This is a genomic window from Kitasatospora sp. NPDC034533 (assembly GCF_055575155.1).
The window spans coordinates 104608-120931 of the sequence record NZ_JBVITE010000014.1 but is presented as its reverse complement, the minus strand read 5'-3'; the positions used below and the strand labels follow the sequence as shown (position 1 = coordinate 120931).

The following is a 16324-nucleotide window of genomic DNA, read 5'->3' as shown; positions in this document are numbered from 1 at the left end:
GGGGCGATCGAACGGGACGTCGCGTCCCGGGTCCGGAGCGGGCCGGCTAGAAGGTGATCATCACCTTCACGACGTCCTCCAGCTTCTTGTCCGACACCTCGAAGGCCCGCTCCATGTCGTCGAAGCGGAACTCGTGGGTGGTCAGGTGCGAGGGGTCCACGCGCCGGCCCTCCAGCACCCGCAGCAGCCGCTCCATCCGCAGCCGGCCGCCCGGACAGAGCCCGGTCGCGATCGTCTTGTCCGCCATGCCGACGCCCCACTCGACGCGCGGGATGCGGACGAACTCGCCCTCGCCGTAGTAGCCGGTGTTGGAGATCGTGCCGCCGGGCTTGGTGATCCTGACGCAGGTCTGGAAGGTCGCGTCCGCGCCGAGCGCCTCGATGGCGGTGTCGACGCCCCGGCCCCCGGTCAGCTCCATGATCCGTTCGACCACGTCCACCTTGGTGAAGTCCACGATCTCGTCCGCCCCGTACGTCCGGGCGAGCTTCTGCCGGCTGGGCACCGACTCGACGCCGATGACCAGGCCGGCGCCGCGCAGCCGGGCGCCCGCCGTCGCCATCAGGCCGACCGGTCCCTGGGCGACGACGGCCACCGTCCCGCCGATCGGGATGGCGCCGTGCTCGGCGCCCATGAAGCCGGTGGAGAGCATGTCGGCGCAGTAGACCGCGTCGGCGTCGGAGATGGAGTCGGGGATCTTCGCGAGGTTGGCGTCGGCGTCGTTGACGTGGAAGTACTCGGCGAAGACCCCGTCCTTCAGGTTCGCGAACTTGAAGCCGCCGAGCGGCCCGCCGGACTGCGAGGGGTGGCCGTTCTGGGAGGCGAGGTCGCCCCAGTCGGGCGTGATGGCGCCGACCAGCACCCGGTCGCCGGGCTCGAAGTCCTTCACCTCGCCGCCCACCTCGTGCACCACGCCCACCGCCTCGTGCCCGAGGGTCAGGTTCTCCCGGGGGCCGATGCCGCCCTGGACGGTGTGGGAGTCGGAGGTGCAGATCAGCGCCCGGGTCGTGCGCACCACGGCGTCGTTGGGGCCGGGCCGCGGAACGGGCTTCTCCAGGAAGCCGACCCGCCCGATCTCCTTCATCACGAAGGCCTTCACTGGCCCGTCCTTCCTGCCCTCGCGCCGCCGGCGCGGCGGTGCGGATCGAATCGGCGCCCCTCCCCGCCCCGGCGGCCGAGCCGGCCGCGCGGCCAACAGGTCCCACGTTCGCGGGAATCGCACCGGTGCGCGATCCGGCCGCTCCGGCAGTAGTGCTTTCCGGTGAAAGACGCCCGGCCGACGCACCGGGCCTCGCCCGCGTGGCCCCGCCGGGGCCGCCGGAGCGGGCCTGCTAGCGTCTGACGGCGTATCGGGGTACCGGCGGAGCAGCGGAGGTTTGTGGTGGCGGAGCAGGACGTGGCGCGGGCCTTCGTCGGGTCGTTCACCTCGGGGGGCGGGCCCGGGATCGTGGTCACGGCCCTGGACCGGCGCACGGGGGCGCTCACCGCCGTCGGCACCGTCGCCGCCGCCAACCCGTCCTACCTCGCCCTCGGCCGGGCCGACGGCGCTCCGGTGCTCTACGCCGTCGCCGAGACGGCGCCGGGCGCCGTCACCGCCTACGACGTCGCCGGCCCGGTGCCCCGCCCGCTCGGCGGCCCCGTACCCGTCGGCGGGGACGACCCCACCCACCTGTGCGTCACCCGGGGGCACCTGCTGACCGCCAACTACGGCTCCGGCAGCGTCAGCGTGCTGCCGCTCGCCGCCGACGGCACCCCGCGGCCCCCGAGCGACGTGCTGCGCCACGAGGGCGGCGGGCCGCACCCGGAGCGCCAGCGGGCCGGGCACGCCCACCAGGTGCTCCCCGACCCGTCCGGGCGCTGGGTGCTCAGCGTCGACCTCGGCACCGACTCGGTGCGGGTCTGCGCCCTGGACGAGGCCGCCGGCACGCTGACCGTGCACGCCCGGACGGCGCTGCCGCCCGGCACCGGCCCCCGGCACCTGGCCTTCCACCCCTCCGGCCGCCACGTCTACGTGCTCGGCGAGCTGCGCCCCGTCGTGACGGTCTGCCGCTGGGACGCGGCGGCCGGGGCGCTCGAAGCGGTCGCGGAGGTCCCGCTGCTCACGGGGGAAGCCGAGGGGGCCGCGGACGCGGTCTCCCCGTCCGCCCCGGTGGTCTCCGCCGACGGCCGGTTCCTGTGGGCGGCCGTGCGCGGCACCGACACCATCGTGGTGCTCGCCCTCGACGGAACGGGCGAGCGTGCGCGGGTGGTCGCCTCGGTGCCCTGCGGCGGCCACGGGCCGCGCGACCTGGTGCTGGACCCCTCGGGCACCCGGCTGTACGTGGCGAACGAACGCTCGGGCGATGTCACCTGGTTCGACCTGGACGGCGCCACCGGCACCCCCCGCCCGGCCGGTTCCCTGGCCGTCCCGGCGCCGTCCGCCGTCCTGTTCGCCTGACGGCGCCCGGCGCGCCGCTCACCTCTCCCCCTCCCGGACCACCACGACCGGGACGGTGGCGTGCCGGGTGCAGTGCTGGGCCACCGAGCCCAGCAGCATCCCCGAGAAGCCCCCGAGGCCCCGGCTGCCGACCACCAGCAGCTCCGCTCCCCGGGCCGCCTCGACCAGGGCCCCGGCGGGGCTGCCGTAGCGCACCTCGGTGCGCACCTCGACCGGCGGCGTCCCGCCGACCGCCTGCTCGACGGCCCGGGCGACCTCCTGGCGCGCCCGGCCCTCCAGCACCGCCTCGTCGGTGGCCGCCGGGGGGAACCAGCCGCGCGCCCCGTGGTACGTCGGGTACTCCCAGGCGATCACCGCCACCACCGCGCTGCCGGTGACCTCCGCCTGGCGCACCGCCCAGCGCAGTGCCCGCTCGGACGACTCCGAGCCGTCCACCCCGACCACGATGCGGCCCTTGCCCTCTGGCTGGTCGGCCATGTCTCCTCCTCGACTCGACGGCGGCGGGGGATCGCACCGGTCGGTGGTCCGCCGTCACCGGGCTCGGTGTCCAGCCTCGGGCCGACCGCACCGGGTGCGCAGTCCGGCAGGTCCAGACGGGGCCCGGCCGGGAGCCGACGGGCCCCGGGCCGCAGACGCGACCCGGGGCCCGGAACCGGGGCGGGCGGGATCAGCCGTCGTTCTCCGCCGGCGGCAGGAACGCTCCGGGCACGTCGTTCGGCGCGAGGATCGCGCTCTCGCCCGGGTACGGCGCGGCCCAGTCGTGCGCCTGGTACCAGACCAGGTGCTCCATCTGTGCCGGGTTGGCGCGGTCCGGCGCCGCGTTCGGGCCGGTCAGCCGCTGCTGGGACTTCCAGGTGTCCCACTGGGCCGCGACGGCCCGCTCCGCGGCCGGCGGCGCGGTCGTGGCCGGCACCGCCGCCGCCCGGGCGTCCTGCGCCGCCGGCACGTCGAGGCCGCAGGAGGGCGGCGTCTTCAGCCCGTCGGTCAGCGAGGTCCGGTTGGGCACCGCGGTGAACGGCGTGTAGTCCGGCCGGTCGGTGAAGGCGCCGGTCATCGGGCTGGCCGCGCTGTCCTTCTGGTTCATCGGCCTGATCCCGAGGATCTGCTCGATGGTGCGGATCATGGTGATCTGCGAGTAGTAGCGGCTGTCCACGACGCCGTGCCGCGCCCAGGGGCTGATGATCTGGATCGGGGCGCGGTGGCCGTCCACGTGGTCCAGGCCGGCCTGGGAGTCGTCCTCGACGACGAAGATCGCCGAGTCCTTCCAGTACTCGCTGTGGGTGATCTCCTCGACGATCTTTCCGGTCGCCAGGTCGTTGTCGGCGACCTGCGCGGCCGGGCTCGCCGGACCGCCGGTGTGGTCGCTGGACAGCCACAGCATGTTGAGGTCCGCGGGGCCGTTGCGCTCGAAGTCCTGCTTCCAGATCTGGTACCGGTACAGGTCCGGTACGTCGGTGTCGAACTTGGGGAATCCGGGCACCGAGACGCTGTTCAGCGAGGGGATCGGGGAGGAGGACTTCAGGGCGTAGGCGCTGTCCTGCCCGGTCTCGTCCATCGTCCTGGCGTCGCAGTACAGGTTCTGCCAGGTCGCGTCGGCCGGCTTGTCCAGGAACTGGTGGAACTCCCCGAAGTCGCGCACCGTCCTGCCCGCCGCCTGCGCGCCCGTCCACAGGAAGCCGGAGCGCTGGTGGCCCAGGGCGTCGTCCTCGGTGTCGTAGCTGCGCTCGTACTCGCCGGCCGAGGACTCGGTGTACTCCGGGTTGTCCGCCTGCATCAGCCAGTTGTGGCCCTCGGCGGAGTTGGTGCCGATGTCGTAGGTGTTGTCGTACAGCCCGAACTGCTCGGCCAGCGCGTGCTGGTTGGGCGTCACGTTCGCGCCGAACTGGGCCAGCTTCGGGTCGCCGTTGCCCTTGGCGACGTCGCCGAAGAGCTGGTCGTACGTCCGGTTCTCCTTGACGATCAGGAAGACGTGCTTGATCGGTCACGGGTCCCCGATCCGCTTCGGCACCGCCTCCGTCTTCGCCTTGTGGCCGTTCGCGAGCTTGACCGCGTTGTTGGTCCAGCCGTTCTGCCGGAACACCTTGTCGGTCTGCGAGCGGATCTCCTTGTCGCTCGGCAGCGTGAACTGGGTCAGGCTGGAGGTGGTGTCGTGGGTCTTGTGCGCGCCGGTGCTGTTGGGCCGCCGGGCGTCGATGCCACGGGTGTTGGAGACGATCACCTTCGAGCCGACGGTGGCGATCTCGGCCGGGAAGTAGTCCGTGGGCAGCAGGCCGACGTAGCTCACCGGCTCCTGCGCGCCGGTGAAGCGGTAGACGGCCACCGCGTTGGCGCGCCCGAGGGTGACCAGCAGCCGCCCGTCCTCGGTGAGCGTCACCGCGGTGGGCTCGTAGCCGACGGAGGCCTCGGGCCACGGCTTGGTGGAGACGGTCTGGACGACGGCGTCGCGCGCGGTGTCGATCACCGACACGGCGTCGTCGGCGGTGTCGGCGACGAACACCACCCCGTTCTTGGCGTACACCGCCGTCGGGTGCAGGCCGACGGGGACGGAGCCGACGGCGGCGGCCGGGTTCGCGAGGTCGATCACGCTGACCGTGCCGGTGGTGGTGGCGGCCGTCACCGGGTCGGCCACCACCTCGGTGCCGTAGGAGTTGACGGTGGTGTCCTCGGCCGTGGCCGTCCGCCCGCCCTCGTTGCCGACGTACAGCTTGCCGCCGACCCGCACCACGCCGCGCGGCGCGTTGCCGACCGGCCAGCTCTGCCTGACCGCGCCGCTCGCCGCGTCGATCGCGACCACCCGGTTCTGGCCGTTGACCGCCGCGTACACCGTCGAGCCGTCGGCGGAGAACACCGCGCCGGAGGCCAGCGCGTGCTTGTCGCCGTCGGCCGGGATCCTCACCGCCACCGGGCTCGCCAGGGTGCCGTCGGGCTGCACGGTGAACCTGGTGTAGCCGTCGAGCTGGCCGAGCCACAGCTGCTTGCCGTCCGGCGAGTAGACCGGGGACTCCTGGCCGACCGAGGCGCTCGGGATGCGCAGCTCGTCCGCCTTGTTGGTGCCGACGCGCTGCTGGACCTTGCCGGTCCTCAGGTCCACCACGACCAGCGCGGCGTCGCCGTCGGCGACCGCCGCGGCCAGGTGGACGCCGTCCGGGCTCACCGTGGAGCCCATGATCTTGCCGTTGTCGATGACCTGCCGGCTGCCGTACGGGGCGAGGTACTGGTCGCCGGAGACGACGAGGCCGTTGGCGGTGGTCTGGCCGACCTGGTCGGTGCCGAACTGCTGGGTGCTCGCGAAAGCCGTGCCGGTGGCCACGGCCACCGCGGTGATGCACGCCGTGGCGAGGGCCGCCCGGCGGCCCACCCGGCGGCCGAGGACCACCACGTGCTCGTTCCGGCTGCGTCGACGACGCGTTACCTGCATGGCGTCAGCCCTTCGTCGGGTCCGTCGTGTTCTTCGGGGAAGCGAGCAGTCCGACCTGACCGTCGAACTGCCACAGCGGGTTGGGCGCGTCCCCGGTCGGGGTGTGCACCAGGAAGTAGCCGTTGACTTCCTTGGGGCCGTCACCGTCGGCGGTCAGCCGTCCGTCCGAGGCCACGTCGAGCTGGTACACCGCCGTGCCCGGGGCGTCCGTGCCGGGCAGGTGCCAGGTGACCACGCAGCGCCAGTCGTTGCCCGGGCCCTGCGGCTCGACCTGGCCGTCACCCCGGTGGCACTCCGCCGAGGCCCGCAGCTGCTCCTCCGTCACGGCGGGGCGGTGCAGTTGCTCGGTCTGCAACCGGTAGAGGTGCGCGAACGCGGTGGCGACCGCCTGCTGCACCTTCTGCTGCGAGATCCCCGAGCCCGTCGAGGGCGTGGCCACCGCGATCGCGCCGGTGGTCAGCGCGAGCAGCCCGGCCAGCGGCGCCACCGCGAAGGCGAGGGTGCGGCGCCCCGCCCCGTCCTCGCTGCCGGTGGTGAAGTCCCGGCGGGCGAAGAGCAGCCAGGCCGCCGTGGTCGCCACCGCGGCCCAGACCAGGCTGACCGCGATCGCGATCAGCGGTTCGTCCAGCCGCCGCGGGTCGGCGAACAGCCCGTTCCAGGAGACGAAGGCGTAGCCCGGCAGCGCCAGGCGCAGCGCCACCGGCAGCGGCAGCAGCTGGGCGAGCTGCATCGCGACCGCCGCCAGCGCGGGGACCAGCAGGCCCATCGGGGAGCGGCCCAGCAGGACGGAGCCGAGCAGTCCGAGGGAGGCCAGCGCCAGGGTGGGCGCCAGCGCGCAGGCCCAGGCCAGCAGGACGTTCCCGGCCGCCTCGGACGGTTGCAGCAGGTGCCCGTCGACACCGACCAGCGGCTCGTCGCCGACCGCCGCCAGCCCGCCCACCGTGGCGGAGGCGGCCAGCCCGGCCACCAACAGCACGATCACGGTGGCGCTGGCCAGCGCCTTCGCCGCGAAGATCCGCCGTGGCGAACGGACCGTCACCAGCAGGTGCCGCCAGGTCCCGAGCCGGTCCTCGGCGGCGAAGACGTCGCCCGCGACCACCGAGGTCAGCAGCGGCAGCGCCCACGAGCCGGCGAAGCCCAGCACCACCAGCGGCCCGGCCCAGCCGGTGGCGTGCATCCAGCGGCCGAACAGCGTGTCGGAGGGCAGCGTCCCCTGCTGGGCGACGGCGGCCGTGAACAGCCCCGGGGCGGTCCAGCAGGCCAGCGTCAGCAGTCTGATCCGCCACTGCGAGAGCAGCTTGACCAGCTCGAAGCGGTACACCCGGCCCACCGGCACCGGCCGTGCCGCCGCGGGTGCGGCGCCGGCGGCGGCCTCCGTGCGCCCGGCCGTGATCGTGCTCATTCCCCGTCCTCCTGCTGCTCGGTCAGCGCCAGGAACGCGGCCTCCAGCGGCGGCACCACCGGGGCGACCTCGCGCACCCGTACGCCGGCGGCCACCAGGGCGGCCACCAGTTCCTCGACGGCCGGCCCGGAGGCGCGCACCACCAGGGCCCCGGCGTCGCGGGCCGCCCCGGCCCCGGCCGGGACCCGCACCCCGGCGACCTCGGCGGCCACCCGCCGGGCGGCCACCGGGTCGGAGGTGAGCAGCCGGTGGTCCAGCTCGCGGCTCCGCTCCGCGAGGCCGCCCAGCGGGCCGGAGTACCGGACCCGCCCGGCGGCCAGGATGGTGACCTCCTCGCAGAGCGCCTCCAGGTCGTCCATCCGGTGGCTGGACAGCACCACCGTGACCCCGTCGTCCGCGAGCCGCCGCAGCGCCGCGTGGACGTGCTGCTTGCCGGCCGGGTCCAGGCCGTTGGACGGTTCGTCGAGCACCAGCAGCCGGGGCTCGGTGAGCAGCGCGGCGGCCAGGCCGAGCCGCTGGCGCATGCCGAGCGAGAAGCCGCGCACCCGGTCGTCGGCGACCTCGGTCAGCCCGACCTCGGCCAGCACCTCGTCGATCCGCGTCGGGCGGGTGTCCCGGCCGCGCAGGGAGGCGAGCGCGGCCAGGTTCCTCCGTGCGGTCAGCGACGGGTACAGGCCGGGCCCGTCCACGAATCCGGCCACCCCGTCGGGCGCCGCCAGCGCCCGGCCGACCGGTCTGCCGAGCACCTCCAGCACGCCTTCGTCGGCGACGGCCAGTCCGAGCAGCAGCCCGAGCAGCGTGGTCTTCCCGGCGCCGTTCGGTCCGGCCAGGCCGTGGATCCGCCCGGGTGCCAGCTCCAGCCCGACGCCCTCCAGCGCCACGACCTCGCCGAAACACTTCGTCAGTCCCCGTGCCCGTACGGTAGGTTGCGTTTCCCTCATGGCCCCTTCTCGAAGTTCCCCAGGGAACCTAGGGCGTTGACGGGGCGCAGTCAGGATCGGCCGGTTGAACACCGGGGGAACAGCGGGCGGCCGGCGCCCCGTCCGGGGTGCCGGCCGCCGGGGGCCGCGACGCGTGAGGAGTCAGCGCAGGCCGGCGAAGAGGTCGTCCTCCGGCAGCGGAGCACCGGTGGTGTCCTGGACCCGGACGAAGGTCTCCACGCCCATCAGTTCGGTGAACCGCTCCCGGCCCATCTTCAGGAAGAAGATGTTCTCGCCCTGGCTGGCGTGCGCGGCCAGGGCGTCGAACTTCCGGCCGCCGAACTCGGCGGTGTCCACCCAGGTGGTGATCTCCTCGTCGGGCAGGCCGAACGGCGGCAGCTCGGAGGTCTCCGAGGCGTCCGGCTCGTCCCAGTCCGCGCCGAACTCCCGCATGACCTCGCCGAACCGCCGCATCGCCGAGCGCGGCGCCGTCGTCCAGTAGACCTTCGGCGTCAGCCCGGTCAGCTCCACCGCGGCCATCGTGATGCGGTGGGCCTGGATGTGGTCGGGGTGGCCGTAGAAGCCGTTCTCGTCGTAGGTGACGACCACGTCGGGCCGGTAGTGGCGCATCAGCTCGGCGAGGCGGGCGGCGCCGTCCGCCACCGGCGTGCTCCAGAAGGACCCGGGGGCGTCGTTGGCCGGCCAGCCCATCATCCCGGAGTCGGCGTAGTCCAGCAGTTCCAGGTGACCGACCCCCAGCACCGCGCAGCTGGCCTCCAGTTCCCGGCGGCGCATCGCGGCGACGGCGTCCGGGTCGTGGCCGGGCTCGCCCGGCTTGACCCCTCCCGGTCCGTCGCCGCACCTGCCGTCGGTACAGGTGACGAGGACCGTGCGGACGCCCTCCGCCGCGTACCGGGCGAGGACACCTCCCGTCCCGGTGGCCTCGTCGTCGGGGTGGGCGTGCACCGCCATCAGCGTCAAAGGCCGGTCAGCCATGGGATCCATCCTCAGGTCCGAAAGTGTGGTCGGCCACCAGTCTGCGCCACGGGGACGGGCGGCCGCTCACGGCATCCGGCCCGGGCCGGGGCCCTCCCGACACCACCCGTCGGGTTCCGGGCCGGTCCGGGACGGTTCTCCTACGATCGGCTGGACAACGGACCCCAGCGACGGATTGGTTCCCATGACCGATCACACCGGCGGGATCGACCGGTCGAAGCCCAGCATCGCCCGCGTCTACGACTACCTGCTCGGCGGCGAGGACAACTACCCCGTCGACCGCGAGGTCGGCGACTTCTTCCTCGACGAGCTGCCCGGCTCCGCGGCCATGGCGTTCGCCAACCGCCGGGCCCTGGTCCGCGCCGTGGGCGCCATGGCCGAGGACGGCATCCGCCAGTTCGTCGACCTGGGCAGCGGCCTGCCCACCGCCGAGAACGTGCACCAGGTCGCCCACCGGCACGCCCCCGGGGCCCGCGTCGTCTACGTCGACAACGACCCGACCGTGCTCGCCCACGGCCGCGCGCTGCTGGCCACCGACCCCCGCACCACCCTGATCGGGGCGGACCTGCGCGAGCCCGGGGAGGTCCTCGGCCACCCCGAGGTGCGGCGGCTGATCGACTTCGACGAACCCGTCGGGGTCGTGCTCAGCGCCGTCCTGCACCACATCGAGGACTCCGAGCGGCCCGCCGACCTGGTGCGCTGGTGGGCGCACCGGGTGCCGCCGGGCAGCCTCGTCTACATCTCGCACTTCCGCTCCGGCGGGAACGAGGAGACCAGGCGGATGGAGGGCAAGCTCCAGGAGAGCTTCGGCCGAGGCCGCTGGCGCACCGACGAGGAGATCCTCGGGCTGTTCGACGGCCTCGAACTGCTCGAACCGGGGCTGGTGCCCTGCCCGCTGTGGCGGCCGGACGCGGCCCCCGGCGGCGGCCTCGCCCAGGAGGGCGATCTCTCGGTCTGGGAGCGGCTGATCTCCTGCGGGCTGGCCCGCAAGGTCCCGGACGTCGCCTGAACAGCCGGAACCGGCAAGGGATATCGGAATGCGGCATTCACCGGTCCGCCTCCGGACGGCCGTGGTGTAGCGGAAATCACCGGCCGGGCACCGGAATTCGCCATTCGAGGGCGGGACCGGCATCGATCCCACCCGAATGACCGACGGCGGTGGAGAGCGTGATCGGCACCGAATGGGCCGTCGATCCCGCCGTTGTTCGAAGCCGTCGTTCCGACGCCGATCAACCCTCTTCCGGCGGACCGGTGTTCACCACCGCCAGGCCCGGCGGATCCGGCTGCCGCCCGCCAGGGCCAGCAGCGCCCCGCCCGCCGCGGCGACCCCGGCCACCGCCAGGTTCTGGCGCTGCGCCCGGCGCCGGTCGGCGACGACGGCCCGGGCCGAGGCCGCCAGGAAGGCGCGCTCGACCCCGGCCGCGGCCAGCTCGCCCGCCGTCACCCTGCGCATCAGCTCCTCCAACCGCACGCCCCGGTAGAGCAGTTCAGGATCCCGGTCGGCCGCCGCCCAGCCCCGCGCGGCCGTGGTCAGCCGCAGCTGCTCCCCCAGCGCCTCGCGGCCCTCCGCCAGCCAGCCGCGCAGCCTGGGCCAGGCCTGCGCCAGCGCCTGGTGGGACAGTTCGACGGTGTTCCGGTCCACCACCACCAGCCGTGCCCGGACCAGCCGTTCCAGCACCTCGGGGACGCCCGGGTCGTCGAACTCCGCCCGCCGCACCGGCCTTCGGGTGCCCTCGTCGCCGCCCGGCACCAGCTCGCCGCCGGGCGTCAGGACGCCGCCCACCGCCGCCGCACCGGCGACGGCGCTCTCACCGGCGGCCTTCTCGCCGGCGCCGAGCAACTCCCCGCCCAGCCGCAGGAACACCGCCTGCGCCCGGGCCCGGTCGGGGGCGTCCAGGCCGTTGTACAGCGCCTCCGCCGTCCGGGCCAGCGCGCCCTCGAACCCTCCGGTGGCCTGGAAACCGGCCAGGGTGAGGGCGTTGCCGCTGCGCCGCCGCCAGGTCTCCAGCAGGGCCGCGGACACCAGCGGGAGCGCACCCGGCTGCTGCGCGACGGTCGAGATCAGGACGGCCAGCAGGGCGCCCTCGACCGTACAGCCGGACCGCAGCGCCGGTTCGGTGATCGCCCGCCGCAGCTCGTCCGGCGCCGGGCGCCCCACCGTCAGCACCCCGTGCCGGCCGGCCTCGGCCAGCCCCGGGTGCTCGGCCAGCAGCCGCCCGCACTGGTCCGAGCGGACCACCAGCACCACCCGGCAGCGGGCCGGCGCCGGCACCGCGAGCCCCTGCGCCGCCCCGCCCGGAGCGCCGGCGGCGGTCGCCACCAGCGCGTCCAGGAACCGCGCCCGCTCGGCGGCGTCCCCGCAGCGGGTGTGCAGCTGCTCCCCCTGGTCCACCACCAGCACCGGCTCCCCGGCCGTCGGCCCGGCACCGCGCGTCGCCTCCCCGGCCCGCTGCCCGAGCCGGGCGAGCGCCAGCGCGTACGCCTCCATCGGCCGTTCACCGGGAGTCAGCAGCGCCACCGGCACCCCGCCGTCGGCCGGGGGCCGGCCCGCCCCGCCCCCGGCCCCGGTTCTCCCGGCGGCCGCACCGGCGGCCAGACGCCCGTCGAGCCGGGCCAGCAGGCCGGCCCTGACCAGCGAGGACTTGCCCGCCCCGGACGGCCCGGAGAGGATCACCAGCCGTCGTTCGGCCAGCAGAGCGACCAGCCGCTCCAGCAGCGCCTCGCGGCCGAAGAACCGCTCGGCGTCGGCCGCCTCGAACGCGGCCGCGCCCGGGTAGGGCGCCCGTCCGGCGTCCTGGGCGCGCCGCCGGGCCGCGGCCCCGGCCGCCAGTTCGGCGGCGAGCAGCTGCCAGCGGTGCCGCCACTCCGGCACGTCCCCGTCGCAGGCCTGCACGTAGGCGAGGGTGACGGCGAGGCTGGGCAGCCGCCGTCCGCCCGCGGCCACCGACAGGCTGGCCGCCGAGCAGTGGGCCCGGAGGGCGAGTTGCCGGTACGGCGGGCTCCCGGCGCGCTCCCGCAGGGCCCTCAGATCACCCGCGAAACGCAGCAGCGGCCCGTCCCCAGGGTCCAGTGGACTTTCCCGACGCGGCACGACGGCCCCCTTCTCCGGTGAAGCGGTGTCCCCCGAAATACCTTTCCTCCCACGCGTCACACGCGCCGCGCGTGCCCGCGTCCATCCCCCCCGTTGATTCATCATGCACACCTCCGTTGGCGTCAAACAATGGGGCGGACGTGCCGGTTGTTCCGAGTTGTTGTTCAATGTCCACTCGCACGGCGCCGAACAATGCCGGTGGGATAGAACCGGAACCCGCAGCCTTCGCTGACTTCGGAGACATCCATGAGGTTCACGCGGTACTGCCGTTCCCTCCTGTCCACACCCGCGATGGCGGTGGAGCGGTACACCAAGAGCCACCAGTCCGGGGCCGACATCGCCATGGTCGATCTGGAGGATTCGGTCCCACCCGCCCTGAAGGAGGAGGCCCGCCGGCTCGCCGAGGAGTTCTTCGCCCTCCCGTCCACCAAGCTCGCGCGCAGCGCGGTGCGGATCAACACGCTCTCCGGGCCGGACGGCCTGTGCGACCTGATCGCCATCACCCGCTACCGCGTCAAGCCGGACCTGGTGCTGATCCCGATGGCGGAGTCCCCCCGGGACATCGAGATCGCCGCCGGCGCGCTCGGCGCGCACTGCCCCGGGACGGAGTTCCTGGCCGTCGTGGAGACCCCGCTGGGCATCGAGCGCGCACCCGCCATCGCGGCCGCCGGGCACCGGCTGCGCGGGCTGGTCTTCGGCTCGGCCGACTACGCCTTCGCGGTCGGCGCCCGGCTCTCCTGGGAGGCCCTGGCCCACGCCCGCGCCCGGGTGGTCAACAGCGCCCGCGCCGCGGGGGTGGAGGCGATGGACGCGCCCTTCTTCGAGGTGACCGACCTCGCGGGGCTGCGCCGGGAGGCCCAGCTCGCCCGGGACTTCGGGTTCAGCGGCAAGATCGCCGTCCACCCGCGCCAACTCCCGCTGATCAACGAGACGTTCAGCCCGGACGAGGCGCTCCTGGAACGTGCCCGCCGCGTCGTCGCGGCGGGGCTGGAGAACGGCCGATCGGTCACCGTCGTGGACGGGGTGATGGTCGGCATGCCGTTCTTCGAGGCCTCCCAGCGCCTGATCGAGCAGTTCGACCCGCCCCGGCCCGACGACCGGCCCCGACCGGAGCGCTCGCACGACGCCCGGGACCAAACACCCACCGACCCACCGAGCCACGCGACGGAGAAGTGACGATGACCGAAGAATCCATCCTCGGCCCCCGCCGGTACCGCAACGCCGAGGCCATGCTGGCCACCGCCGACCCGGTCTGGCAGGCGGCCGCCGCCAACGGCCTGATCGGCATCACCGCGGACTCCGAGTCCAACAACCGGCTGGTCGTCCGCGAGACCGGCCACGAGTTCGCCAACATGGTCTCCTGCTCGTACCTGGGCCTGAACGACCACCCCGCCGTCCTGGCCGGCGCGGTGGACGCGCTGACCGAGTCCCGCACCACCTCGCTGGTGATCTCCACCACCCGGATCCGGCACAACCTGCTGGTACGGCTGGAGGAGGAGCTCGGCGAGCTGTTCGGCGCCCACGTCCTGCCCGGGGCCTCCTGTACCTCGCTCACCGCCGGCATCCTGCCGCTGATCGCCTCAGGCCACCTGGACGGCACCTGCCAGGGCGGCGGCGGGCCCCGGGTGATGGTCTTCGACCGCTTCTGCCACTTCTGCATGGCCTACGTGAAGCCGATCTGCGCGGACGAGTCGCTGGTGCTCAACTGCCCGCACAACGACCTGAACTACCTGGAGGACGTCTGCCGCAAGTACCCCCGGGTCGCCTACGTGGCCGACGGCGCGTACTCGATGGGCGGCACCGCGGCCCTCGACGGGCTACTCGAACTCCAGGACCGCTACGGGCTGTTCCTCTACATCGACGACTCCCACTCGCTGTCCATCACCGGCGAGCACGGCGAGGGCTTCGTCCGCTCCCGGCTGGAGATGAACCCGCTGACGGTGATCACCACCAGCCTCGGCAAGGGCTTCGGCACCAGCGGCGGCATCGCGATGCTCGGCAACCGCGAGCAGTTCGAGTTCCTGCACCGGCACGCCGGCCCGGTCGGCTGGTCGCAGAACATCCCGCTGCCGCTGGTCGGCGCCTCACTGGCCAGCGCCGCCATCCACCGCTCCCCCGAACTGGCGGAACTCCAGGGCAGGTTGAAGAAGAACATCGAGCTCTTCGACGAACTGCTGCCGACCACCTTCGCGGGCAACGGCCTGCCGGTGCGCCGGGTCGACGTCGGGGAGGCCGAGCGCGCGGTCAAGCTGTCCGCCCAGTTGTTCGAGCGCGGCTTCTACAGCTCGGCGGTGTTCTTCCCGATCGTGCCCAAGGGCGAGGCCGGGCTCCGGCTGATGATGCGCGCCGACATGGACGAGCGGCTGATCCGCGAGTTCGCCGGTCACGTCAAGGAACTCACCGCCGACCTCTAGGACCTGGGAGCAGCCGCATGGACGCGACCGAACCCGCCGGGTACCGGCGGATCGGCGAGCGCCGCTACCGCGAGGTGGTCGGGCGCTACTACGAGGAGTTCGAGGTCGGCGAGGTGGTCGAGCACCGCCCCGGACGGACGGTCACCGAACTCGACAACGTGCTGATGAGCATGCTGAGCATGAACGACGCCCCGCTGCACATCGACGCCGCCTACAGCGAGCACACCCCCTGGGGCAAGCCGATCGTCTCCAGCCTGGTGACGCTCAGCATCGTCGGCGGGATGACCGCCCGGTCGACGAGCGGGCGCACCATCGCCAACCTGGGCTGGGAGAACATCCGTATGACCCACCCGGTGTTCGCCGGCGACACCCTCTACGCGGAGACCGAGACCCTCGCCAAGCGGCTGTCCAAGAGCCGCGCCGGGCAGGGCATCGTCCGCTGCCGCACCACCGGGACGAAGTCCACCGGCGAGGCCGTGGTGGTGTTCGAGCGCAGCTTCCTCGTCCCGCTGCGCGGCCACGGGCTGGACGAGGTCGCCGGGTACTGACAGGCCGTCAACTTCGCGGGGAGGGGCTCACCGCCCCTCCCCGCGGTGCGTTCACTCCTCGCGGCGGACGTCCACCAGCACCTTGCCCACCGTCTGCCGCGCGGCCATCGCCCGGTGCGCGCCGGCCACCCCGGACAGCGGGACGGTCCGGTCGATCCGCGCCACCAGCCGCCGCTCGGCGGAGAGCCGGAACAGGTGGTCGGCGACGTCCTCGAACAGCTTCCGGTCGGCCAGGACGTGCTTGAGCCAGAAGCCCTGCGCGCCCGCCGAGCGCTCGGTCAGCTCGCCCATCGTGAAGCCGTCCTCCACCCCCTCCCGGGCCCCGACCGACACCAGCCGCCCGAACGGGGCCAGCGCGGCCAGTCCGGCGTGCAGCACCGGGCCGCCGACCGAGTCGAGGAACAGGTCCAGTCCGCCTCCCTCGGCGAGTCGCGCGGCCAGGTCGGGGTCCTCGGGATCGAAGGCGGCGTCGGCGCCCAGCGAACGGACGAACTCCCGCTTCTCCGGGGTGGAGGCCAGGGCGACCACCCGGCCCGCGCCCAGTTCCCTGGCCAACTGCACGGCCAGGTGCCCGACCCCGCCCGCGGCCGCCGTCACCGCGACGGCCTCGCCCGGCCGCAGCCGCCCCGCCAGGGCCAGCGCACCGTAGGCCGTCGCCCCCTGCTCCAGCAACCCGAGCGCCTGTTCGTCGCTCACCCCGTCCGGCACCTCCACCGTGTGCGCCGCCTCGGGTGCGGCCACCCGGGCGTACCCGCCGCCGGTGCGCAGCAGCGCGACGACCCGGCGGCCGTCCTCGCGGCGGCGCCCGACCACGTCGATGCCGAGCACCGCCGGCAGCGGGAAGCGCAGGTACTCGCCGGTGCGGCACTCCAGGTCGGCGTAGTTGAGCCCGGCCAGGGTCACGTCGACCAGCACCCGGCCGGGGCCGGCCTGCGGTTCGGGCACCGTCTCGACGCGCAGCTCCTCCGGACCGCCGTAGCGGTGGATCACCAACGCGCGCACCCCGCTGCCGCCCATGTCCGTCTCCGCCTCTCCGGTGTCCGCCCTGTCCACGTCCGCCCTGTCCACGTCCGCCCTGTCCACGTCCGCTCCGTCCATGTC

12 protein-coding genes and 1 pseudogene are annotated in these 16324 nt (G+C 74.1%); 5 read left to right on the top strand and 8 right to left on the bottom strand.

Going from position 1 to position 16324, the window contains the following annotated elements; translation table 11 throughout:
- Window positions 1-46 precede the first annotated feature (46 nt).
- Window positions 47-1096, bottom strand: a complete 1050-nt coding sequence (locus ACZ55U_RS13375) for an NAD(P)-dependent alcohol dehydrogenase (protein ID WP_465525686.1) — start codon at window positions 1094-1096, stop codon at window positions 47-49.
- A 282-nt stretch (window positions 1097-1378) separates the two neighbouring features.
- Here ACZ55U_RS13375 and ACZ55U_RS13370 point away from each other — a divergent pair, with 282 nt between their 5' ends.
- The gene (locus tag ACZ55U_RS13370; RefSeq protein WP_465525684.1) at window positions 1379-2434 is read left to right on the top strand and encodes a lactonase family protein; all 1056 of its coding nucleotides are present in this window, start codon (window positions 1379-1381) and stop codon (window positions 2432-2434) included.
- Between the two features lie 18 nt (window positions 2435-2452).
- On the opposite strand, the gene ACZ55U_RS13365 is transcribed toward ACZ55U_RS13370, so the two are convergent.
- The 5 genes and pseudogenes from ACZ55U_RS13365 to ACZ55U_RS13345 all read right to left on the bottom strand — a co-directional run bounded on the left by ACZ55U_RS13365 (window position 2453) and on the right by ACZ55U_RS13345 (window position 9170).
- A complete protein-coding gene (locus tag ACZ55U_RS13365; RefSeq protein WP_465525682.1) occupies window positions 2453-2911 on the bottom strand; it encodes a universal stress protein in 459 nt (152 codons plus the stop codon).
- Window positions 2912-3101: 190 nt separating this feature from the next.
- A pseudogene (locus tag ACZ55U_RS13360) lies at window positions 3102-5852 on the bottom strand (bifunctional YncE family protein/alkaline phosphatase family protein).
- A 4-nt stretch (window positions 5853-5856) separates the two neighbouring features.
- Window positions 5857-7254, bottom strand: a complete 1398-nt coding sequence (locus ACZ55U_RS13355) for an ABC transporter permease (protein ID WP_465525681.1) — start codon at window positions 7252-7254, stop codon at window positions 5857-5859.
- Window positions 7251-8195, bottom strand: coding sequence for an ABC transporter ATP-binding protein (locus ACZ55U_RS13350; protein WP_465525680.1), 945 nt, complete (start codon window positions 8193-8195; stop codon window positions 7251-7253). Before ACZ55U_RS13350 ends, ACZ55U_RS13355 begins: the two co-directional genes overlap by 4 nt.
- Window positions 8196-8336: 141 nt before the next feature.
- The gene (locus tag ACZ55U_RS13345; RefSeq protein WP_465525678.1) at window positions 8337-9170 is read right to left on the bottom strand and encodes a PIG-L family deacetylase; all 834 of its coding nucleotides are present in this window, start codon (window positions 9168-9170) and stop codon (window positions 8337-8339) included.
- Window positions 9171-9354: 184 nt separating this feature from the next.
- Here ACZ55U_RS13345 and ACZ55U_RS13340 point away from each other — a divergent pair, with 184 nt between their 5' ends.
- Window positions 9355-10179 carry an SAM-dependent methyltransferase gene (locus ACZ55U_RS13340; protein ID WP_465525677.1) on the top strand — a complete coding sequence of 275 codons (825 nt, stop codon included), beginning with the start codon at window positions 9355-9357 and terminating at the stop codon, window positions 10177-10179.
- Window positions 10180-10425: 246 nt separating this feature from the next.
- Here the strand turns inward: ACZ55U_RS13340 and ACZ55U_RS13335 are convergent, their stop codons facing one another.
- Window positions 10426-12261, bottom strand: a complete 1836-nt coding sequence (locus tag ACZ55U_RS13335) for an nSTAND1 domain-containing NTPase (protein WP_465525676.1) — start codon at window positions 12259-12261, stop codon at window positions 10426-10428.
- A 246-nt stretch (window positions 12262-12507) separates the two neighbouring features.
- On the opposite strand from ACZ55U_RS13335, the gene ACZ55U_RS13330 reads away from it, so the two are divergent.
- From ACZ55U_RS13330 to ACZ55U_RS13320, 3 genes are read left to right on the top strand one after another with little or no spacing between them, the layout of a single operon-like run.
- Window positions 12508-13437, top strand: coding sequence for an HpcH/HpaI aldolase/citrate lyase family protein (locus ACZ55U_RS13330; protein ID WP_465525674.1), 930 nt, complete (start codon window positions 12508-12510; stop codon window positions 13435-13437).
- A 2-nt stretch (window positions 13438-13439) separates the two neighbouring features.
- Window positions 13440-14675 carry an 8-amino-7-oxononanoate synthase family protein gene (locus ACZ55U_RS13325; protein WP_465525672.1) on the top strand — a complete coding sequence of 412 codons (1236 nt, stop codon included), beginning with the start codon at window positions 13440-13442 and terminating at the stop codon, window positions 14673-14675.
- A gap of 17 nt (window positions 14676-14692) precedes the next feature.
- Window positions 14693-15223 carry a MaoC family dehydratase gene (locus ACZ55U_RS13320; RefSeq protein ID WP_363383895.1) on the top strand — a complete coding sequence of 177 codons (531 nt, stop codon included), beginning with the start codon at window positions 14693-14695 and terminating at the stop codon, window positions 15221-15223.
- Between the two features lie 51 nt (window positions 15224-15274).
- On the opposite strand, the gene ACZ55U_RS13315 is transcribed toward ACZ55U_RS13320, so the two are convergent.
- A complete protein-coding gene (locus ACZ55U_RS13315; RefSeq protein ID WP_465525670.1) occupies window positions 15275-16321 on the bottom strand; it encodes a quinone oxidoreductase family protein in 1047 nt (348 codons plus the stop codon).
- Between the last annotated feature and the right edge of the window lie 3 nt (window positions 16322-16324).